The sequence below is a fragment of the Vibrio sp. TRT 2004 genome, from assembly GCF_050113735.1.
Classification (GTDB): domain Bacteria; phylum Pseudomonadota; class Gammaproteobacteria; order Enterobacterales; family Vibrionaceae; genus Vibrio.
Genome location: NZ_JBNJOH010000058.1, coordinates 1 through 22325, shown reverse-complemented (window position 1 = coordinate 22325; position 22325 = coordinate 1). Strand labels below are relative to the sequence as shown.

Sequence of the window (22325 nt, the reverse complement as noted above, 5' to 3'; positions counted from 1 at the left end):
GGAGCTTTTTTATCACTCCATGCTTTACCCTATTGGTGGAATGGCTGGAGACTATAGGTTAATCATTCACTGAAGCTGTACACCGATGAAAGTGGCAAGCAACAAGTCGTTGGTATAAAAACGGGCGAAGGAAGTGCATACGGTGATCGTGTAGCGAAGCGTGAGGCGGTGCAGCAAGGGCAACACTTTATTGCTGAGTTGGATAATGGTATCACTATTACTTGGACACCTGACGGCTCAACCGATGTACTCACACCTGATACCGTCTTCCCTGAGAATGACCAAGTGGATGTTCACAATATCTGGGTGCGCCCAATTGAAGAGCACGAGCAAGAAATTGGCACGGTTCTCTACCCAGAAGAAGATCTAGCCGAATATATTGTTACCTTCCCTACGGATGCTGGGTTGCCTCCTCTTTACCTGATGTTCCAAAAAACGGCGCGTGATGAGTCTGGGGTGGCAACGGGGAATGGCGAAGATATAACGGGCATATGGTTAGAGAAAGCCAGTGAGGGGTTAGGTTCACCAGTTCAATCGGAGGTTGCTGCCAAGCTAGGGGCAACTATTGGTAAAAGCACAGGAGATACTGTGTATGAAAGAGCCATCGAGTTGACAAAAGCAACTGAAGCACTAGTAGAGGACTTATTTTGAGTGATTTTCTAAACGTTATAAGTGGACCTTTTGCTATTTACGCGATCATATAGAAGTTAGTAGAGCATTTTGCAAATAGAACACCGCCACATCATTCATAGTGTGGCGGTGTTCTTTTTGACTAAAGCTAAGGCCTATTACTTACGACGACGCCACAGAGCTAGACCAAACAGTGACATCATGGCGCCAAAGCCAAATGAACCTGCCATGTTAAGTTCCAGGACCGCAGGATCGTGGTCAGAAGAACGGAAGTGGTCTTTGTACTTAGGTAGATCACCTTTAAACTCATCGTTGTAGTCAAACAATGTCGACTCACCACCATTGATGTGCCAATCAGTGGCATCAACAAAATGCTTCTCTAGACTTGAACTGATTAATAGGTGATCCAGTGCACCAACCTCATCATTGAACGAGTAACTCCAGCTGTTTGGATGTGCTTTTGCTACCGCATTAATGTAACCGTAGTTGTGTGAAATCAACGCACCTTCATCGCCGTATTGCACTTCACCATTAATGTAAGTGTTACGTGCTGCTTTGATTGTCTTAGCGTATTTCTCTTCACTGTAGTCAGTCAGAACCAGCATTGGATCTTCCATACCGTAAGAGTTCATATCGCCAAGAATAACTTTGTGACCATCAATTTTGCTCAGTGCATCGCCAAGAGCAACAGCCGCAGCAACACGGAAGTTCTCACATGAGCCTTGCTTATCTAGATCTTGACCGCCCTGACCACCTTGTTCTACTGGCGCTGCATCTTCCCAGCACTTAGAACCTTTTGACTTAAGGTGGTTAATAGCAACAGTGATCTGCTCTTTGGTACCTTTGACTTTAAAGGTAGGTGCCAATGAATCACGCTGGTAGTTCTTACCATCTTCAATCACTTTACCTTTATCATCCACGACTTCTGGAGCTTGTTGGCTTGGCATGGCAATAACTCGAGATTCTTGCAGCTTAACCACTTTTGGACGGTAAATAACCCCTGTGGTAATGACATCTGTACCGATGTAATCATTTTCATCCGTCACCTTGTCGCCATTTGAATCGATAGCAACAATAGCGTAACGATCTTTCTTCTTCTCGATACGAGCATTCAATTGATCAACCAACTGACGGATCGCACCGCTGTCACCAAAACCGTTATTCTCAATTTCCATTAAGCCAACGATATCAGCATCAAGACGCAAGATAGCATTCACAATTTTCGCTTGTTGAACTTCAAATTCTTCGTAATTGTTCGCACCACGGCTATCGCCATGCGGGTTGGTATTACCACCGAATGGTGAGTTGAAGTAGTTCAATACGTTGAAAGTCGCGATGCGTAGGTCGCCCTCTTTCATCTCAATGTCTTGAGTTCGCGGGTCATTACGAACAAAGCTTTCACTTGTTAGAGTATTGGTTGGAATCAGACGGTAATCGCCGTAACTATAGGTAATCACACCTTCTAGGCCAACAATCGTATCATCGATACGGATGTAATCTTCCGTCGAACCATCTTGATCTACATCTGTACGACCAAAGTCTGGGTAATATGGGATTGAGCCATTTGGCGCTTTAGCGTCAGACTCAACAAATAGACGACGCTCCGCGTTCTCGATACTTTGCTGTTTCGCTTCTTCTGAACCCGCGGCAAAGTTCTGGTTAGGCTGCATGCTAATGCGACCTTGAGCGAGAACCATGTTGTTGCGACGCGCTGCATAGTCATAACCGAAAGTACGAGTGACTCGCATATCCAACGCTTCCGTTGTTCTAACTAGCATGCCCTCGTAGCGTTCAAGAGTGCGATCAAAGTTAGCGTCAGTGGCAAGGATTTCGATATCCGTTGCACTCGGAGCTGCTTGCTCACCCTGCTTAACCCAGTTGTTGTTTTCCGCTTTTAGCTGCGTATGGTTGTAGTACTCTTGTACTTTGCCTTTTACACACACGATATCGCCAGCCTGAAGTTCCGAACTTGACTGGTTAGTATGTACAAATAGTCCTTCTGACGTTTCAGGGTTGTAATCATCGGTCAGAGCTTGAAGGTAGAAACCTTTAGTTAGCCCTGTCGTCACTGCACTCACCACACCTTTAACAAAGAACTCTTGGTCGGTGATGTATGGATAGCCACTAATGAATGGAGAGGTATCACCTTCGCCTTGTATCTCTTGGATAGAAGTAAAGATTGGCTCAGCACCGTCTTGAGTACAAGCAAACGGCTGCGGAGCCGTACCGCCATCAAGAACACCTAAACCTTGAATACTGTCTTTCGGTAGTGATGACCATTGAGAAGCGTCATAACTAGAAGATGGCGTCATCGCATCCGAATTACGTACTAAAGTGATGTCTGTTGCGAAAGAACTGCCACCCATCACTCCAAGTACATCATGTGCCACACCATCTTTGAGTAGCGCAACAGGATCGTTACCATTAAAGCTCATAACTGAGCCATTTAGGATATCGGCAACGGCTTTGATCTCATTACTCGCGCTGGTATTCGCGACAACCAAAACACTTTGCGCCTCTAATACACGACCACTTAATGACAACTTACTGCCCCAATCACCGACACCATTATTGATTTTCGCCAGTTCATAGCCATCCAGAGAAACCGAACTATCACCCGTATTGGCAATTTCGATCGCTTTGTTGTTGCTGCCACCTTCGACATACTGAGAAATAATTACGTCAGCCATTGCTGGAGACGAGAGAGCACCTGCTACCACTGCTGCAAGTAGCGTTGGAGTAAATTTTTGTTTCATGTTATCCACCATGCATCGCTTCCAATGTCGAACAACAACGAGAAAGCGTGTTCCAAATCACTATTTGTGTGACTACCTATTAATAAACCATGTCCAGTGTTGTTCTTTTTTATGAAACAAAAAATTACATTCAATGACAGTGAGATACTGATCTCATAGATGTGATGAATAATTGAAGCACAATCAAACTTTCAACAAAACGGGATAACAGAAGTTTCATTTTTGAGATTAGAGCACTGAATTAATTAAGCTTTCGCTAATTAATAGAATAAAAGCTCTAGTTAGCAGTGTCTTTTATGTGTATTAAAAAAGGCGCTATACAGCGCCTTTTGGAGAAGGTATTAAAGCTATTTCAGCCTGTTATGTTCGTCATCATCCTTACGTTCATACTCGCCCTCAAATGTCGAACCTTGGCTTTGATCATGTCGATAGGAGGTATCGTGATTGAAAGAGTTCTGTCCAAACTGATCGCCGTGAAAACTGCCATGGAATCCACCGCCTACAGATTTAACCACCATTTTACTCATCAGATATTTAGCGATTGCAGACCTAGGCGCTGGTAATAGAACAAGCATCCCCAATGCATCAGTCATAAAGCCAGGTGTTAACAGCAACACACCCGCAACCGCTAACATCACACCTTCAAAGATCTGCTGTGCAGGGAGTTCGCCCTGCTGAAGGCGATGTTGTACCGACATTAAAGTCTGAATACCCTGACTGCGTACCAAAGATGCACCGACAAATGCAGTGATCAGCACCAAGGCAATGGTTGGCCACAAACCTAGGTAGCCACCCACTTGAATAAATAGGCCTATTTCAATAATAGGTACGAAGATAAACAGCAATAATAAGATAGGAAACACACGCCCTCCTTTGTTCGCTTCAGTGTACGTGCTCAGCAGGGTGAGCTCAAATTAAAGCAGTAAAAAAACGTGACAAGAATGTGATAAAAAACTCAATAAGACACTACCACTAAAGGGCTATTAATACCCTGTTCATATCTTGCAAAACTTTAACTAAACAAAAGCAAAAAAGGTGATCAAGTTACTATTTTTAAATGCTAGGTACAGTATCATGTGCCACATAAGTCAGGACGGATTATACAGCCAAAAACTCTGCCGAACGGATTCCTTAACTACAGAATGGCTAGAATTGAACTTAATTATCAGAATAAATCTCTAAGGATCCTGTATGGCTACCCTAACTGATGCCCAAAAAAAGGCGAACCAAGCAACTCGTATTGAAGAAGACCTACTAGGTGAACGTCACGTTCCTGCTGACGCTTACTACGGTATCCACACTCTTCGCGCTATCGAAAACTTCAACATTTCAAGTACCACCATCTCAGATGTACCTGAGTTTGTTCGCGGTATGGTAATGACGAAAAAAGCGGCTGCACTTGCGAACAAAGAGTTGGGTGCTATTCCTAAAGACGTTGCAAACTACATTCTTGAAGCGTGTGATTTGATCCTTGAAACAGGTAAGTGCATGGATCAGTTCCCATCAGACGTATTCCAGGGTGGCGCTGGTACTTCAGTGAACATGAACACCAACGAAGTCATCGCGAACGTTGCACTAGAACTTATGGGCAAGGAAAAAGGCCAATATGAGTTCATCAACCCGAATGATCACGTAAACAAGAGCCAATCAACGAACTGTGCCTACCCTACTGGTTTCCGCATTGCGGTTTACAACAGTGTACACCAGTTGATGGAAGCGATTGAGTACCTAAAAGGTGCATTCGAACTTAAAGCACAAGAATTCAAAAACATACTGAAGATGGGTCGTACTCAGCTTCAAGATGCGGTTCCTATGACAGTAGGCCAAGAATTCCATGCGTGGGCAGTAACGCTAAACGAAGAAATTCGTGCCCTAGATTACACATCTAAGCTGCTGCTAGAAATTAACCTTGGTGCGACAGCGATCGGTACTGGTCTGAATGCTCCAACAGGTTACCAAGCTCTAGCGGTAAAACACCTAGCCGAAGTAACTGGTCTTGAAGTCGTTCCTGCTGAAGACTTAATTGAAGCGACTTCTGACTGTGGTGCCTACGTAATGACACACGGTGCACTTAAACGTCTAGCGGTGAAACTATCGAAGATCTGTAACGACCTTCGTCTGCTTTCTTCTGGTCCACGTGCAGGTCTAAACGAACTGAACCTTCCTGAAATGCAAGCTGGTTCTTCAATCATGCCAGCTAAAGTAAACCCAGTTATCCCAGAAGTAGTAAACCAAGTTTGCTTTAAAGTTCTAGGTAACGACAACACGGTTTCTTTTGCAGCAGAAGGTGGTCAGCTACAGCTAAACGTTATGGAACCAGTGATTGCACAAAGTGTATTTGAGTCTATCTCTCTACTACACAATGCCTGTGTCAACCTACGTGATAAGTGTATCGATGGCATTACTGTGAACAAAGAAGTTTGCGAAAACTACGTTTACAACTCAATTGGCATCGTGACTTACCTAAACCCATACATTGGCCACCATGAAGGCGATATCGTCGGTAAGATCTGTGCAGAAACAGGTAAGAGTGTTCGTGAAGTTGTCCTTGAACGAGGCCTACTCACTGCGGAAGAACTGGACGATATTCTTTCTGTTGAAAACTTTATGCATCCAACGTATAAAGCCAAACGCTACGAATAATCACCGCAAGAAAGGGCTCCCAAGGAGCCCTTTTTTGGACGCTTACACGTTAACCATACAACGAGCAAGGTTTTCCATTCCTATTATCTAACCACTTAGACACTGAGTCGTTAGGTAATTCGAATTATCATTTACATTTAAGAGGTATCAATATGGTGGCAGTCGAACTGTTTGTCGTTCTGCTCTTTATCTATTTAGGAGCAAGAATTGGCGGTATCGGAATTGGTTTAGCGGGTGGTGCAGGTGTTATTGCACTCTCTCTAGTGCTTGGCGTACCAACCAGCCAAGCGTTTATTCCGGTCGATGTTATTCTCATCATCATGTCTGTAATCACAGCAATTGCCGCAATGCAAGTTGCCGGTGGTATGGACTGGCTAGTGCAAGTGGCAGAAAACTTTTTGCGTAAACACCCTGAGCGCATCACCTTTTATGCGCCAATTGTAACTTTCGTCATGACGCTAATGGCAGGTACGGGACATACTGCGTTCTCAACACTGCCTGTTATTGCTGAAGTTGCTAAAGGTCAAGGTGTACGTCCTTCTCGTCCTCTATCTATCGCGGTTGTTGCTTCTCAGATTGCTATCACTGCTTCGCCAATCTCTGCAGCTGTTGTGGCATTCGCGGCTATGCTAGCGCCTATGGGTGTTGATTACCTGACGCTACTGGCTGTATGTATTCCAACAACATTCCTTGCTTGTATGATTGGTGCATTCGTCGCGAACTTCATGGGTAGTGACCTTAAAGATGACCCTATTTATCAAGAACGTCTTGAAAAAGGTCTGATCAAGCTATCAACTGAAACCCAACGTGAAATCTTACCAACTGCAAAAACAGCCACTTACATCTTCCTTGCTGCAATTGGCTTTGTGGTTTGTTATGCCGCTGCAATCTCTGGCTCAATTGGTCTGATCAAAGACCCTGCTCTGGGTCGTAACGAGGCGATCATGACAGTGATGTTGGCAGCGGCGGCGGCAATCGTGCTTATTACCAAAATTGATGCATCTAAAATCCCATCTGCTGCAACATTCCGTTCAGGTATGACAGCATGTGTCTGTGTTCTAGGTGTTGCATGGCTTGGTTCAACGTTTGTCAACGCGCACGTTGCAGGCATTAAAGAGGTGGCGGGTGAGTTGCTTGCTGATTACCCATGGATGCTAGCAATGGTACTGTTCTTTGCTTCAATGCTGCTGTACTCACAAGGTGCAACTACCGTAGCTCTAATGCCTGCGGCACTTGCTATTGGTGTTGCTCCGCTAACGGCAGTGGCTTCGTTCGCTGCAGTGAGTGCACTGTTCGTTCTGCCTACCTACCCTACTCTGCTTGCAGCGGTAGAGATGGACGATACAGGTTCAACACGCATTGGCAAATACGTATTTAACCACCCATTCTTTATCCCTGGTGTGGTGACTATTGCGTCAGCGGTTGCTCTTGGCTTTACATTCGGTGGTTTATTCATCTAATAAACACGACGATTAAAAAGGGAGCTTCGGCTCCCTTTTTTATTTTGTTTCTCGTAAAAAATTAAGATCACATTTTATTTTTGACTTTAATCAATAAAGTGTTCAAAAACCTTTTATGCATTTTAATCCCGCTGTTTGAATAAAATTCCCGTCAATTCTAATCTACCCCATCAGCGCTTGCTCAACACTAGTTTCTCCATATCGATAAAGAATATTAATCCGCCTATTTCAAACAAATAACCCAAGAAAAAAACACATCCTGACTCAAGCGACTTTCATCTGTATGTTTTTGTGAAGATCACCAAGGTTAATCTCATCTTAATACTTATAAAATGACAACAAAGAACGGAAATATAACGTTCTAAATATTTAAACGAATACCAATAACTTACCCTACCAATACGTTATTTAATTATTAATAACAATGAGTCGCTGATTCACTTTTATTTATTGGTATATAAATAAAAGTAAGGAGATAGCCATGACAACCCAAACTGTACCGACTGAAGCAAAAAAAGGCGGCTTCTTTGCCAACTTTAAATTCCCTTCTGCATACACCATTCTTTTTGTCTTAATCGCTCTGGTTGCAATGCTGACCTGGATTGTTCCAGCAGGCCAATACGACCGTGCAATGAACGAAGATCTGGGCCGTGAAGTCCCAGTCACCGGAACCTATAAAGCGGTTGAAGGAAACCCGCAAGGTGTTATCGATGTACTTCTAGCGCCTATTGATGGTTTCTATGACCACAATAGCTATGAAGCAGCGGCTATCGACGTTTCTTTATTTATCCTTGTTATCGGTGGTTTCCTTGGTCTTGTGACCAAAACAGGTGCCATTGATGCGGGTATCGAACGCGTTACCCATCGTTTGCAAGGCCGTGAGGAGATGATGATACCGATCCTGATGGCGCTATTCGCTGCAGGTGGTACTGTCTACGGTATGGCTGAAGAGTCATTACCATTCTACACCCTTCTTGTCCCTGTCATGATGGCTGCACGCTTCGACCCACTTGTTGCAGCGGCAACGGTACTACTCGGCGCAGGTATCGGTGTACTAGGTTCAACCATCAACCCATTTGCTACTGTTATCGCAGCGAATGCATCTGGTATTCCATTTACCGATGGCATCATGTTACGTGCGATTATGTTGGTTGTCGGCTACGGCATCTGTGTAGCATACGTTATGCGCTACGCTCGAATGGTGCGTGAAGACCAATCTAAATCAATCGTTTACGACAAATACGAAGAGAATAAGGCTCACTTCTTAGGCAACCAATCTGACGAAGGTCTTGAGTTCACTACCACTCGCAAAGTTATCCTGACTATCTTTGGCGGCTCATTTGGTGTGATGATCTACGGCGTATCAGTTGCTGGATGGTGGATGGCAGAAATCTCTGCGATGTTCCTAGCAGCAACAATTCTTGTCGGCTTAGTTGCTCGCATGAGCGAAGAAGAGTTCACTAATAGCTTTATTGATGGTGCACGTGACCTACTAGGTGTCGCACTGATCATCGGTATCGCGCGCGGTATTGTTGTGGTCATGGACCGAGGTATGATTACCGACACGATTCTGTTCTCTGCTGAACAAATGGTTACAGGTCTTTCATCTGTTGTGTTCATTAACGTGATGTTCTTCCTTGAGATCTTACTGTCATTCCTAGTGCCTTCTACCTCTGGTCTAGCGGTCCTAACAATGCCAATCATGGCACCGCTAGCAGACTTCGCAGGCGTAGGTCGAGATCTGGTTATCACTGCATACCAATCTGCATCTGGCTTAGTTAACTTGATTACACCAACATCAGCAGTGGTTATGGGTGGTCTTGCTATTGCTCGCGTACCCTACGTGCGCTGGGTTAAATGGGTCGCACCACTACTTGCCATCCTGACTCTATTCTGTATTGCAGTGCTAAGTATTGGCGCTCTAATCTAGGTTTCTTTTCCTAACCCTGGCTCACAAGGTAGTGAGCCCACTCAAAACCGCCTTCGGGCGGTTTTTTTGTTTTGTAGCGAATAAAGGATTTGCTCTGTTCAGAAACAGGCTCGCTCAATACCTTTACCTCCTAGCTTCTCGCTCCCTTACAAGCCGCTGTGACCTCTCTTACCTAGAAGTCAGATCCAAATTCCCCCTATGGCGTTACCTATTATCCGTACCAAACGTTCATCAGTATGCCGATGTTTATCCGTTAATTAGAAAAAGTATCAAATATAATGAATTAAATTAATCCACTCACCAATATCGAATAATTGAAATCAAAAACCTTAATGTGATCGAGATTACATTTACTACCAAATATTTTGTTATAAAACGATTAAATACACTTACAAAAGCACTTAACTAGGGCGATTTACTGCATATTTCAATCTTATTCAGATATTAATCAATATAACTGCCATGCATATTTTTTCTCATATTCAACATTTACTTGGCCTGTTGAATAATAGAATGCATAAACTTCCATAACAAGCGGCTTTTTAGGGGCGTTACAGCTCAATAACAACTGCATAGATATTGTTAAAAGCCTTATAGAATAAGGGCTGGAGCATAAAAAACGTTCTGTGATTGACCTCTAAGAAACCTACGCCAACAGGCGTAATATGAATTCCAGAAACAAAATAAGTGAATAAATAAATTCACACCTCAATTCCCTACAAATTAATTATTAGTTTTTAAATAAAGACTAATTATAAAATAAGAGAGATACGATCATGAGTAAGTTTTACGTAGGTTCTGAAATCGGTCAATTACGTCGCGTTCTTGTTCATCGTCCAAGACGAGCTCTAACTCACCTGACGCCTTCTAACTGTCACGACCTGCTATTTGATGACGTATTAGCGGTAGAGCGTGCAGGTAAAGAGCACGACGTATTCACTCAAACTTTGCGCGATCAAGGTGTAGAAGTTCTTCTTCTTACTGATTTGCTTGCTGATACGCTAGCAGTAGCTGAAGCAAAAGATTGGCTGCTAAGCCGTCAGGTATCTGATTACCGTTTGGGCAAAACATTCGCTAACGACGTTCGCTGCTACCTAGGTGATTTGCCAAACCTTGAGCTTGCTAAGATCCTTACTGGTGGTCTTTCATACGCAGAAATGCCAATGAAGTCATCTTCAATGATGCAAGGTCTGCATGCTCCAACTGACTTCATCATCGAACCACTTCCAAACCATCTATTCACTCGCGACACGTCTTGCTGGGTTTACGGTGGTGTATCTATCAACCCAATGGCGAAACCGGCTCGTCAACGTGAAACAAACCACGTACGTGCTATCTACCGCTGGCACCCAACCTTCGCTGGCCAAGACTTCATTAAGTACTTCGGCGACGATGAAAACATCAACTACGACAACTCTACGATTGAAGGCGGTGATGTACTCGTTATCGGCCGCGGTTCAGTGCTTATCGGTATGTCTGAACGTACAACCGCTCAAGGTGTTGAACATCTAGCGTCAGGCCTGTTCAAAAACGGTCAAGCGAAACAGATCATTGCAATGGAGTTACCTAAACACCGCTCTTGCATGCACCTAGATACTGTAATGACGCACATGAATGAAGATACCTTCTCTGTCTACCCAGAAGTTATTCGTAAAGACGTTAAGTGCTGGAGCCTAACTGGCGATGAATCAGGCAAAGTAAATGTGAAAGAAGAAGGCTACTTCGTTACTGCTATCGAGAAAGCACTAGGCGTAGACAAGCTAAATCTAATCACCACTGGTGGTGACAACTTCCACGCAGAACGCGAGCAATGGAACGACGCTAACAACGTTCTTACGGTGAAACCAGGCGTGGTCATTGGCTACGAAGGCAACACTTACACCAACGAGAAATACGACAAAGCAGGTATCACGGTTCTACCTATCCCAGGTGACGAGCTAGGTCGTGGTCGTGGCGGTGCGCGCTGCATGAGCTGCCCAATCGAGCGTGATGGTATCTAACTAAGTGATTTGTGGCAGGAGCCCTATTGCTCCTGCCCCTGCAGAGAGATTAAAGCAATGACTAAACAAACAGTAGTAGTAGCACTTGGCGGTAACGCCCTACTTCGTCGCGGTGAGCCACTAGAAGCAGAAGTTCAACGCCATAACATTGAAATCGCGGTAAAAACGATTTCTGAAATTGCCAAAGAGTACAACGTGGTACTGGTACACGGTAATGGTCCACAAGTAGGTCTACTCGCTCTTCAAGGATTGGAATACAAGAAAGTATCTCCATACCCACTTGACGTACTGGGTAGCGAAACACAAGGCATGATCGGCTACATGCTAATGCAAGAGTTCAAGAACCAAATGCCTGACATCAACGCGACTTGCATGTTGACTCAAATGACGGTTGATCCAAACGATCCTGCGTTTGCTGACCCAACTAAGCCTATCGGTCCAATCTACGAAGAAGCTGAAGCGCGTGAAATGGCTGAGAAGTACCAGTGGACTATCAAACCAGATGGCAAACACTTCCGCCGTGTCGTACCAAGCCCACAACCAACTGGCATCATCGAGCACGAAGCGATTACCAAGCTCATCGATGAAGGTCACCTAGTTATCTGTACTGGCGGCGGTGGTATTCCAGTTAAACGTGAAAACGGCAAACTGGTTGGCGTCGAAGCCGTTATCGACAAAGACATGTCAGCAGCATTCCTAGCAAAACAGCTGGATGCGGATGCGCTACTTATCCTGACTGACGCCGACGCGGTTTACCTAGACTGGGGCAAACCAACTCAACATGCACTGCGCAGCACCACTCCTAGTGAACTGGCCAAATACCAATTTGATGCTGGCTCAATGGGACCAAAAATCGAAGCGTCATGTGAGTTCGTGAAACAAGGCGGCAAAGTGGTCGGTATCGGCTCACTAGAAGATGGTCTTCGCATCCTACAAGGCACTGCGGGCACCAATATCACTAAAGGTTAACACTGCTGACAGTTTGAATCGGGTCAGAAGCCTTGTGTCTCGTTGAATTAGCGAGGCTTCTGAACCCCAACTGTCATCAAAGGCAAAAATACTCAATTTATTACTGCGCTTTCTACCTCTTTCCCTGCAACCAGAAAGCGTTAAACGATAAGAAGGAAAACATCATGGCTTTCAACCTACGCAACCGTAACTTCCTAAAACTACTAGACTTTACTCCACGTGAAATCCAGCACCTATTGGATCTTTCTGCGGAACTTAAAAAAGCAAAATACAACGGCTATGAGCAACCTCGTCTAAAAGGCAAAAACATTGCGCTGATCTTCGAGAAAACGTCAACTCGTACTCGCTGTGCCTTTGAAGTTGCGGCATTTGACCAAGGCGCTCAAGTTTCTTACTTAGGCCCATCTGGCTCTCAAATCGGTCACAAAGAATCAATGAAAGATACTGCGCGTGTTCTTGGTCGCATGTATGACGGCATCGAATACCGTGGCTTTGGTCAAGAGATCGTTGAAGAGCTAGGCGCTTACGCTGGTGTACCAGTATGGAATGGTCTAACAGATGAATTCCACCCAACTCAAATCCTAGCTGACTTCCTAACTATGATGGAACACGGCCGTGGTAAACAACTACATGAAATCAAGTTTGCTTACCTAGGTGATGCACGTAACAACATGGGTAACTCACTCATGGTTGGTGCGGCTAAGATGGGTATGGATATTCGCCTTGTAGCGCCAAAAGCATTCTGGCCAGAAGAGCAGCTTGTTGCTCAATGTCGTGCAATCGCTGAAGAAACTGGTGCGAAGATCACCATGACAGAAGACGTTCAAGAAGGCGTTCAAGGCTGTGATTACCTATACACTGACGTTTGGGTATCTATGGGTGAAGCGAAAGAAGCTTGGGCTGAGCGTATCAACCTAATGATGCCTTACCAAGTCAATATGGAGATGCTAAAAGCGACGGGTAACCCAGATGTGAAATTCATGCACTGTCTACCAGCGTTCCATGGTGAAGATACAACGGTTGGTAAACAACTAGCTGCGGATTACCCACAACTAAAAGACGGTGTTGAAGTAACGGATGAAGTTGTTGAATCTAAACACTCTATCGTGTTCGATGAAGCAGAAAACCGCATGCACACTATCAAAGCGGTAATGGTGGCAACTCTAGGCGACTAATCGAACTGCAGGGGAATGCGGGTGGCATTTGGCAAGGAGAGTAAAATCCCCCTGAATAAAGCCCGCATTTTTTTTCACACAGTTTGAAACAAATTCGTCAACAAAACGCCTTAAAGCAAGTTCTCACAACGGCTGGGAAAATAGAGCGAAAATATGCGAAATTCGCATAAAAATCCATTTTTTGGATAGTTTTCGCAAACGCTTGCAAGGCGTTTTTTTGTACGTATAATCCTCCGCAATTTGTCTAAGGAGAAAACAATGACACACATATCCACCATCGAACGCTGTTGCAAAACACGCCCAGAGTCGGGGATGTTATCTGTTTCATTTTCTCCATTTATTCTATTTTGAAGCCTCCTATTTTTAGGGGGCTTTTTTTTGTCTGTCATCCTGATTCGAGACGAGGAAAACTGCTATGGCGCATTCGTTATTTAACAAGCACATTATCTCCATCCCAGAGCTCAGCCGTAAAGAGTTAGAGCTGGTTGTCGACACAGCGGCAAGGCTAAAAGCTGAACCGAATCCTGAGTTGCTTAAGAACAAAGTGGTTGCAAGCTGCTTCTTTGAGCCTTCAACGCGCACACGTCTTTCTTTCGAAACCGCGGTACAGCGTTTAGGGGGTACAGTGATTGGCTTTGATAACGGTGGAAACACTTCACTGGCCAAAAAAGGCGAAACGCTGGCAGATTCCGTGCAGGTAATTTCATCGTATGTTGATGCCTTTGTGATGCGTCACCCACAAGAAGGCGCTGCTCGTCTAGCTGCTGAATTTTCTAACGGTGTACCTGTCATCAATGGCGGTGACGGAGCGAATCAACATCCAACTCAGACTCTACTGGATCTTTTCTCTATCTACGAAACTCAAGGCACTTTAGATAACCTAAATGTGGCTTTCGTCGGTGACCTAAAATATGGCCGTACTGTCCACTCTCTAACTCAAGCACTAGCAAAATTCGATAACGTACGATTTTTCTTTATCGCACCAGAGGCATTAGCGATGCCTGATTACATTTGTGAAGAACTTGAGGAAGCAGGAATTCAATTTAGCAACCACACCAATATCGAAGATGTCGTATCTGAATTAGATGTGCTGTACATGACCCGTGTTCAAAAAGAGCGCTTTGACGAGTCAGAATACGCGCACATCAAGTCCGCATTTATCCTCACAGCAGACACGCTTAAAGAGGCTCGCGACAATCTTAAAGTTCTACACCCGCTGCCGCGTGTTGATGAAATCACCATTGATGTAGATAAAACCAAGCACGCTTACTACTTCGAGCAAGCAGAAAACGGCGTATACGCCCGCGAAGCTTTATTGGCACTAGTACTAAACGAAAACATTTAATAAGCAGGAGAGACATCATGGTGAAAGAAACTCAACTTCAGGTAGAAGCGATTCGTAACGGCTCTGTGATTGACCATATCCCTGCGCATATCGGTATCAAAATTCTTAAGCTATTTAAGATGCACAAAGCAAACCAACGCATCACGATTGGCCTTAACCTACCTTCATCGGCACTTGGTTCAAAAGACCTGATCAAGATCGAAAACATCTATCTGACGAAAGAGCAAGCGAGCCAGTTAGCTCTGTATGCTCCAAAAGCTACCGTCAATCAGATTGAAGAGTACAAGGTGATAAGTAAGCTGAATTTGACCTTGCCAGAAAGCATTGAAAGTGTTTTCGAATGTCCTAACAGCAACTGTATTTCACACGGAGAGCCCGTTGAAAGTCGATTTAAAGTGCAACAGAAACATGAGAATGTGCAGTTAAAATGCCACTACTGTGAAAAAGTATTCTCTCGTGAAATCATGACTGAAGCGCGCTAATTCAACCGCCATCTATACCTACTATTAAACCCTTCTTATCGTGCTGGATATTTATTCCCAATAGAGAATAAATATCCACACCCAACAGAATTAAAACTCAAAAAAGACCGCAATAACTAGTTGTTTATTTGGCGATCTCTTTCACAATGCCATACAAAATTTGGTGTTAATCTATTTATCAAACGACAAATCAAATCACCACAGAAGTGATTGCTCACAATTAAACAGCACTTATATGGAGTTATGTGCTGATACCAGCATGGATGGTCGTATTCCTACGTCATGTTTTTTTGAGGAGTTCCCATGAGCGAAACTCTAACCTCGGTCACTGTTGATTACAGCGAAGATAAAACGCTTACTGCCGCTTGTAAGCGTCTTCTCCAGCAGCAGAGCTTTAGCACGCAAAACGAGCTGCGCGAAGCATTAGTTCGTATTGGTTTCGAAGGCATAAGCCAGTCAACCGTATCTCGACTACTTTCACAATTAGGGGTAGTTAAAGTACAGAATGCTTGCGGTAAAAAGGTTTACTGCATAACAGTAGAAACTGCACCCGTTCGTGTAGAGTCCTCTATCTCATCGCAGATTGAATTCATTACTCACAACCAATCAATGGTTGTCGTTAAGACGCACCCAGGCAGTGCGCAATTGGTCGCCCGCCTTGTCGATATCGACCCACATACTGAAATTCTTGGTACTGTTGGCGGTAACGATACGGTGCTGGTGATTCCAAAAGATACCAATAATATCGAAGCCTGTGAAAGAGTCGTTCGCGCTCGCCTAGGTGTTTCTTAGCACTCTATCTGTTTCACACCCCTCTAGAACGGCGAGGGGTGTGGATAGCACTTGACGAATATCTGTAATAATTCCATCCAGTTGAAACTTATTGGCGCTTTCTCCTGTCTGATTGAGTTAAAATGAATCAAATTTAACTCTGTGGCTCTTCTATGCGCGTCGTATTCTCCTTTTTCGTCTTGCTGTTATCCGTAATTTCAATGCCTGCTATGGCGCTTTTTGGTAGCTCAAACTCTGCGCCAACTTTCGGTCAGAACAGCAATTCCTTCGTGCCAGTCGATCAAGCCTTCCCATTCAACTCATATCAGCAAGGGAATCGGGTATTTTTAGATTGGCAAGTTAAAGAGGGCTACTACCTCTACCAACATAGAATTTCAGTTAGCGGAGAAAACATCACCCTTGGTGATGTTGAAATACGTGATGGCGAACCTTATAAAGATGAGTTCTTTGGTGAGGTGAATATTTACACTTCGCCACTATTTGTCGAAGTTCCGTTAGCAAACTTTCAAGACGGCGCCCGTTTAATTGTTCAATACCAAGGCTGTGCCAAAGCAGGTTTCTGCTACCCGCCAGAAACTCGAGTTCTCGATCTGACCAGTTTTGACTTTCAAGAAAGTAGCGCGGTCATCCAAAACAAAGCAGCCAACGCTGTTAATGAGGTATCACCAGCAACAGAATCTAACAATCCTCCGGTGTCTAGCGAGTCTAAATTAGCCTCAAAGCTAAGCGATAACTGGTGGACCCCCCTCCTATTTTTAGCCCTTGGTGTAGGTTTGGCTTTCACACCTTGCGTGTTGCCTATGTACCCGATTTTAACCAGTATCGTGTTAGGCAGCGGTAAGCTCAGCCATAGTCGAGCTCTTGGACTGGCCTTTATCTATGTTCAAGGGATGGCGGTGACTTACACCCTGCTTGGCCTAGTCGTCGCTTCTGCGGGTATGCAGTTCCAAGCGGCAATGCAACATCCTTATGTACTGATCGGACTCAGCGCACTATTCGTTGCCCTAGCACTATCGATGTTTGGCCTCTACAGTTTGCAGCTTCCTAGTTCGGTTCAGACTTGGCTCAACAACCTCAGCAATAAACAGAAAGGTGGCAGCTCATTAGGCGTGTTTGCTATGGGAGCAATTTCTGGCCTAGTCTGTTCACCCTGCACGACCGCTCCATTGTCAGGAGCGCTTCTGTACGTTGCTCAAAGTGGTGATTTAGTCACCGGTGGTGTCGCACTCTACGCCTTAGCGCTTGGGATGGGTATTCCACTGATGCTCGTCGCGGTATTTGGCAATAAACTTCTGCCTAAAGCAGGCAATTGGATGGATCGAGTGAAAACACTGTTTGGTTTCGTGTTACTCGCCGCTCCTATCTTCCTACTTGAACGTATTTTGCCTGAAGCTTGGGCGACGGGTTTATGGTCCGCCCTTGGTCTAGTGACATTCGGTTGGCTGTATCACGTTAAAAACTTACTCTCATTTGGAGGGTGGAAACAAAGTGTCGTTGGGATAGTTGCGGTGCTCGGTTTATTCGCTTCAGCACAGCCAGCATTGAACTACTACTTTGGCAACACAGCAAGTGTTGAGAAACAGAGTCAAATCGAGTTCATTCGGATTGAAAATGTTGCCCAGCTCGAACAGCAACTCGACTCAGCGAAAAAGCTCGGAAAACCAGTGATGCTAGACTTTTATGCCGACTGGTGTGTTGCATGTAAAGAATTTGAGAAATACACCTTCCACCAGCAAGATGTTGAGTTGCGACTAAAAGACTTTGTTTTGCTGCAAGCGGATGTTACTCGCAATCAACCTCAAGATATCGAGTTGCTGAAAAAAATGAGCGTACTTGGCTTACCTACTATTGAGTTTTGGGGTGCCAACGGAGAGTCAATTTCCAACGCTCGTATCACTGGATTTATGGACGCTAAAACCTTCCTTAATCATCTGAACAATCACCAGCTTTAAGCCATCTCTCGGCGTCCTTCAGTCATCGGAGGACGCTGATTCATCTGCTCTTTTCCATCACCCTCGCGCATCTATATGCAATATCACTAATAAAACCCGATACACTTCAGACTTTTAGCGCATAAATATTGTCCACACATGCAAAGATGTTAATAATTCTATTAACCAAACATTCATAAGTAGTTAACGTCATGGATTCGACATACACCATAATCATCGCTGATGATCACCCGCTGTTTCGCAATGCCCTGTTTCAATCAGTGCATATGGCGGTCAGTGGTGCGAATCTGCTGGAAGCAGATTCTTTAGATGCTCTTCTTTCGTTACTCGCGAAAGAGGATGAGCCAGACTTGCTACTCCTCGATCTGAAGATGCCTGGCGCCAACGGGATGTCCGGCCTGATGCAACTTCGTGCCGAATACCCTGACCTACCGATTGTTGTTGTCTCTGCAAGTGAAGAACCTGCCGTAGTCACTCAAGTTAAAAGCCATGGTGCATTTGGTTTTATTCCTAAATCGAGTGATATGAGAGAGTTGGTTAGCGCATTAAACCAAGTGCTAAACGGAGACCCCTTCTTCCCAGAAGGTTCCATTACCAATAATGCGGCCTGTAACGATTTAGCAGAAAAAATTGCCACTTTAACGCCACAACAGTACAAAGTTTTAGGAATGCTATCTGATGGCCTACTAAATAAGCAGATTGCTTATGAGTTAAATGTATCAGAAGCCACCATAAAAGCTCATATGACGGCGATTTTCAGAAAGTTAGGTGTAAAAAATCGAACTCAAGCAGTAATCTTACTTCAACAGCTTGAATCTGAAACTTAATTCACGAGAAATTAACACTTACGGCACTGTTTTTTTGCTAAAATGCTTGTATCAGGCATCAATCTGATTTACCCCTCTGTTCACTAACTCTGGGAGTACTTCTCTTGCTAAGCATGTTAATTACCCAATTCGTCGTCTTATGGGCGGTGATTGACCCTATTGGTTCAGTGCCAGTTTACCTATCCCAAACACAACACCTCACCGCCAAACAGCGCCGTCTGGTTGCACTAAAAGCGGTCGCTATTGCTACTGGGGTTTTGCTGTTTTTCCTCGTCGCTGGTCAATTGTTACTAGAAGCAATGCAGATTCCTCTGCCCGCCTTCCAAGCAGCAGTAGGACTGCTACTGCTGCTAGGAGCGACTCATATCCAAAACTGGATTGGCAATGTCGGTGCCGCCATTATTAGCCGTGTTATGGGGTTAATTTTGGCTGCCGTTGCAGTCAATAACCTACTGGTGGGGATCAAAGATTTCTACCTTTAGTAAAATAATTTCTGAGTTTGAGCGGGAAACGTTAGACTTTAGGCTAATTTAACACAACATTAACATCACAAAAACAACCACCACTTATCTTAAGCGCCTAATTTTTAGGCGCTTTTTGTTTTTTATGCCACGACTAAAGTTGAAAAGAGATCTTGTCCAACCCTTGCTAATGTAGACATTGAAACATTTTCTTAACAACAAAACCAATCGTAAGGAGGCGGCAATGGCGTTTGAAAGTCAAGATAAAGCCAAAGCCTATTGGGATAAGAACGTAAAACTGATGATCAGCCTAATGGTGATTTGGTTTGTCGTTTCTTTTGGCTGCGGCATCTTATTTGTCGATGTACTCAATCAATTTCAACTAGGTGGTTACAAACTGGGCTTCTGGTTCGCACAGCAAGGTTCCATCTATACCTTCCTAGGTATTATTTTCTACTACGCGTGGAAAATGCGCCAAATTGACCGTGAATTCGGCGTAGATGAGTAAGGAGTAACTCAGATGGATTTGAAAACTATCACTTACCTCGTTGTTGGTGCGACCTTTATCCTTTACATCGGTATTGCGATTTGGGCACGTGCTGGATCAACTAAAGAGTTCTATGTTGCTGGCGGTGGTGTAAACCCGATCGCCAACGGTATGGCAACAGCAGCAGACTGGATGTCAGCTGCATCATTTATCTCTATGGCTGGTCTTATCGCCTTTATGGGATACGGCGGTTCTGTATTCCTAATGGGTTGGACAGGCGGTTACGTACTTCTAGCACTTCTACTTGCACCTTACCTACGTAAGTTCGGCAAGTTTACTGTACCAGAGTTCGTAGGTGAGCGTTTCTACTCAAACGCAGCGCGTATCGTAGCGGTTGTATGTCTTATCATCGCATCGGTAACTTACGTTATCGGTCAGATGAAAGGTGTTGGCGTTGCGTTTGGTCGTTTCCTAGAAGTTGACTATTCAACAGGTCTTCTGATTGGTATGTGTATCGTATTCATGTACGCCGTAATGGGTGGTATGAAAGGGATTACGTACACGCAGATTGCTCAATATTGCGTACTCATTTTAGCTTACACCATTCCAGCAATCTTTATCTCTCTGCAACTAACAGGCCACGCTCTACCTCAGATTGGTCTAGGTAGTACGCTTCAAGGTACCGATGTTTATCTACTCGATAGGCTCGATCAGGTCGTGACCGAGCTTGGCTTTAGTGAATACACGACCCAAGTCCGTGGTGATACGTTAAACATGTTCGTGTACACAATGTCACTTATGATCGGTACTGCTGGTTTACCACACGTAATCATCCGTTTCTTCACTGTACCTAAGGTACGTGACGCACGTACTTCAGCAGGTTGGGCACTCGTATTCATCGCGATTCTATACACTACTGCTCCAGCAGTATCTGCAATGGCTCGTTTGAACCTAATGGATACAGTAAACCCAGCACCTGGACAACACCTTGCTTACGATGAGCGTCCTGACTGGTTTAAGAACTGGGAGAAGACAGGTCTACTGAGCTTTGATGATAAGAACGGTGACGGCGCTATCCAGTACACATCTAATGCAGCAACCAACGAACTCAAAGTTGATAATGACATTATGGTACTGGCGAACCCAGAGATCGCTAAACTACCAAACTGGGTAATTGCATTGGTCGCAGCGGGTGGTCTTGCAGCCGCACTATCAACGGCAGCGGGTCTATTGTTGGCTATCTCGTCCGCGATATCCCATGACTTAATCAAGGGTGTCATCAATCCAAACATATCGGAGAAGAAAGAACTGCTCGCCAGCCGAATTTCTATGGCGGTCGCAATTGCGGTGGCAGGCTATCTAGGCCTCAATCCACCAGGATTTGCAGCGGGTACGGTAGCTCTGGCATTCGGTCTAGCGGCATCCTCTATCTTCCCTGCACTAATGATGGGTATCTTCAGCAAGAACATCAATAAAGAAGGTGCAATCGCAGGTATGGTTGCGGGTATCAGTATCACGCTGTTCTATGTGTTCCAGCACAAAGGTATTCTATTCATCCCTGAGTGGAAATATCTAGAGAGCTGGGGAAGCAACTGGTTCCTAGGCATTGAACCAAATGCATTTGGTGCAATTGGCGCTCTATTCAACTTCATCGTGGCATTCGCTGTATCGAAAGTAACAGCAGAAACTCCACAAGAAGTGAAAGATCTGGTTGAACACGTACGTGTACCAGCTGGTGCTGGCGGTGCTGTTGACCACTAAAATCTAATCCAAACCACAAAAGCCCCATCTGGGGCTTTTTTCTTCTCAAATTTCAGTTACCGTATTCGCTGTCTGTTGTAGCAAGGAAGCCAAGATGTTCAAAAATAAGCACTTAATCATCGCCTTACTGATCGCCCCGATTCTTTCCATCATTGCCTATTTCGGCGCAGATATCGCGTTGAGTGAGAAACCTCATGCCGCTGTTGAAGGGGAAACATATAAGCTGGCGGCTAAGTCTAACTGTCGTTATACCAGTGGTTTATGCGACATGACCAACGGCGATTTTAAAGTGCAATTTCGCTCCGAAAAACTCACAGCACAAGGGCTAGAACTGTCGCTAAAATCCGCTTTTCCTTTAGAAGGGGTAAAACTGTCGCTGGTTAACGGCCAAGAGCAGAGCGGACAGCCCGTTGATATGCAATCCGCAGATAGTAGTGGACAACAATGGATGGTTTCCCTGCCGAAACCTGAATCTGAAGAGAGCTGGTTACGTGTGGCAATTCAGTCCAATGGCACGCTTTACTATGGCGAGACACAGACTGCGTTTGTGAAGTACGAGACATTGTTTACAGAATAGTAGCGAGAAGCGAGAAGCGAGAAGCGAGAAGCGAGAAGCGAGAAGCGAGAAGCGAGAAGCGAGAAGCGAGAAGCGAGA

At 44.7% G+C, this 22325-nt stretch carries 17 protein-coding genes and 1 pseudogene; 16 read left to right on the top strand and 2 right to left on the bottom strand.

Features of this window, described 5'->3' with window-relative positions:
- Positions 1–75: 75 nt before the first annotated feature.
- Positions 76–651 (top strand): annotated as a pseudogene (locus tag ACQEXR_RS17845) (S-type pyocin domain-containing protein); the annotation flags it as partial.
- A gap of 137 nt (positions 652–788) precedes the next feature.
- On the opposite strand, the gene ACQEXR_RS17840 reads toward ACQEXR_RS17845, so the two are convergent.
- Both ACQEXR_RS17840 and ACQEXR_RS17835 read right to left on the bottom strand, forming a co-directional pair.
- Entirely contained in the window at positions 789–3386 is a 2598-nt protein-coding gene (locus ACQEXR_RS17840) for an ExeM/NucH family extracellular endonuclease (protein WP_426953344.1), read from the bottom strand.
- Positions 3387–3733: 347 nt separating this feature from the next.
- Positions 3734–4249: an FxsA family protein gene (locus tag ACQEXR_RS17835; RefSeq protein WP_427020861.1), complete on the bottom strand. Its 516-nt coding sequence runs from the start codon at positions 4247–4249 to the stop codon at positions 3734–3736.
- A 328-nt stretch (positions 4250–4577) separates the two neighbouring features.
- Here ACQEXR_RS17835 and aspA point away from each other — a divergent pair, with 328 nt between their 5' ends.
- The 15 genes from aspA (at position 4578) to ACQEXR_RS17760 (ending at position 22247) form a co-directional block, all read left to right on the top strand.
- On the top strand, positions 4578–6029 hold the full coding sequence (gene aspA / locus ACQEXR_RS17830) for an aspartate ammonia-lyase (RefSeq protein ID WP_427020860.1): 1452 nt from the start codon (positions 4578–4580) through the stop codon (positions 6027–6029).
- 152 nt (positions 6030–6181) lie between these two features.
- Entirely contained in the window at positions 6182–7489 is a 1308-nt protein-coding gene (locus tag ACQEXR_RS17825; RefSeq protein ID WP_331417618.1) for an anaerobic C4-dicarboxylate transporter, read from the top strand.
- A gap of 481 nt (positions 7490–7970) precedes the next feature.
- The gene (locus tag ACQEXR_RS17820; protein WP_331417617.1) at positions 7971–9419 is read left to right on the top strand and encodes a YfcC family protein; all 1449 of its coding nucleotides are present in this window, start codon (positions 7971–7973) and stop codon (positions 9417–9419) included.
- Between the two features lie 776 nt (positions 9420–10195).
- A complete protein-coding gene (gene arcA / locus ACQEXR_RS17815; RefSeq protein WP_269377084.1) occupies positions 10196–11419 on the top strand; it encodes an arginine deiminase in 1224 nt (407 codons plus the stop codon).
- 57 nt (positions 11420–11476) lie between these two features.
- Positions 11477–12388, top strand: coding sequence for a carbamate kinase (gene arcC, locus ACQEXR_RS17810; RefSeq protein ID WP_138972744.1), 912 nt, complete (start codon positions 11477–11479; stop codon positions 12386–12388).
- 164 nt (positions 12389–12552) lie between these two features.
- A complete protein-coding gene (locus tag ACQEXR_RS17805) occupies positions 12553–13563 on the top strand; it encodes an ornithine carbamoyltransferase (protein WP_427020859.1) in 1011 nt (336 codons plus the stop codon).
- A 415-nt stretch (positions 13564–13978) separates the two neighbouring features.
- A complete protein-coding gene (gene pyrB, locus ACQEXR_RS17800; RefSeq protein ID WP_331417616.1) occupies positions 13979–14908 on the top strand; it encodes an aspartate carbamoyltransferase in 930 nt (309 codons plus the stop codon).
- A gap of 17 nt (positions 14909–14925) precedes the next feature.
- Positions 14926–15390 carry an aspartate carbamoyltransferase regulatory subunit gene (pyrI, locus tag ACQEXR_RS17795; protein ID WP_331417615.1) on the top strand — a complete coding sequence of 155 codons (465 nt, stop codon included), beginning with the start codon at positions 14926–14928 and terminating at the stop codon, positions 15388–15390.
- A 303-nt stretch (positions 15391–15693) separates the two neighbouring features.
- On the top strand, positions 15694–16182 hold the full coding sequence (locus tag ACQEXR_RS17790) for an arginine repressor (RefSeq protein WP_138973023.1): 489 nt from the start codon (positions 15694–15696) through the stop codon (positions 16180–16182).
- A 152-nt stretch (positions 16183–16334) separates the two neighbouring features.
- Positions 16335–18134 (top strand): protein-disulfide reductase DsbD, encoded by a 1800-nt coding sequence (locus tag ACQEXR_RS17785; protein ID WP_426953347.1) that lies wholly within the window; start codon positions 16335–16337, stop codon positions 18132–18134.
- A 191-nt stretch (positions 18135–18325) separates the two neighbouring features.
- A complete protein-coding gene (locus ACQEXR_RS17780) occupies positions 18326–18961 on the top strand; it encodes a response regulator transcription factor (RefSeq protein ID WP_269377077.1) in 636 nt (211 codons plus the stop codon).
- 104 nt (positions 18962–19065) lie between these two features.
- The gene (locus tag ACQEXR_RS17775) at positions 19066–19443 is read left to right on the top strand and encodes a MarC family protein (RefSeq protein WP_427020858.1); all 378 of its coding nucleotides are present in this window, start codon (positions 19066–19068) and stop codon (positions 19441–19443) included.
- A 223-nt stretch (positions 19444–19666) separates the two neighbouring features.
- Complete coding sequence (locus ACQEXR_RS17770) at positions 19667–19930, top strand: DUF4212 domain-containing protein (protein ID WP_331417611.1); 264 nt, start codon at positions 19667–19669, stop codon at positions 19928–19930.
- A 12-nt stretch (positions 19931–19942) separates the two neighbouring features.
- Positions 19943–21670: a sodium:solute symporter family protein gene (locus tag ACQEXR_RS17765; RefSeq protein ID WP_427020857.1), complete on the top strand. Its 1728-nt coding sequence runs from the start codon at positions 19943–19945 to the stop codon at positions 21668–21670.
- 94 nt (positions 21671–21764) lie between these two features.
- Positions 21765–22247 carry a hypothetical protein gene (locus ACQEXR_RS17760; protein ID WP_138973018.1) on the top strand — a complete coding sequence of 161 codons (483 nt, stop codon included), beginning with the start codon at positions 21765–21767 and terminating at the stop codon, positions 22245–22247.
- Positions 22248–22325 lie beyond the last annotated feature (78 nt).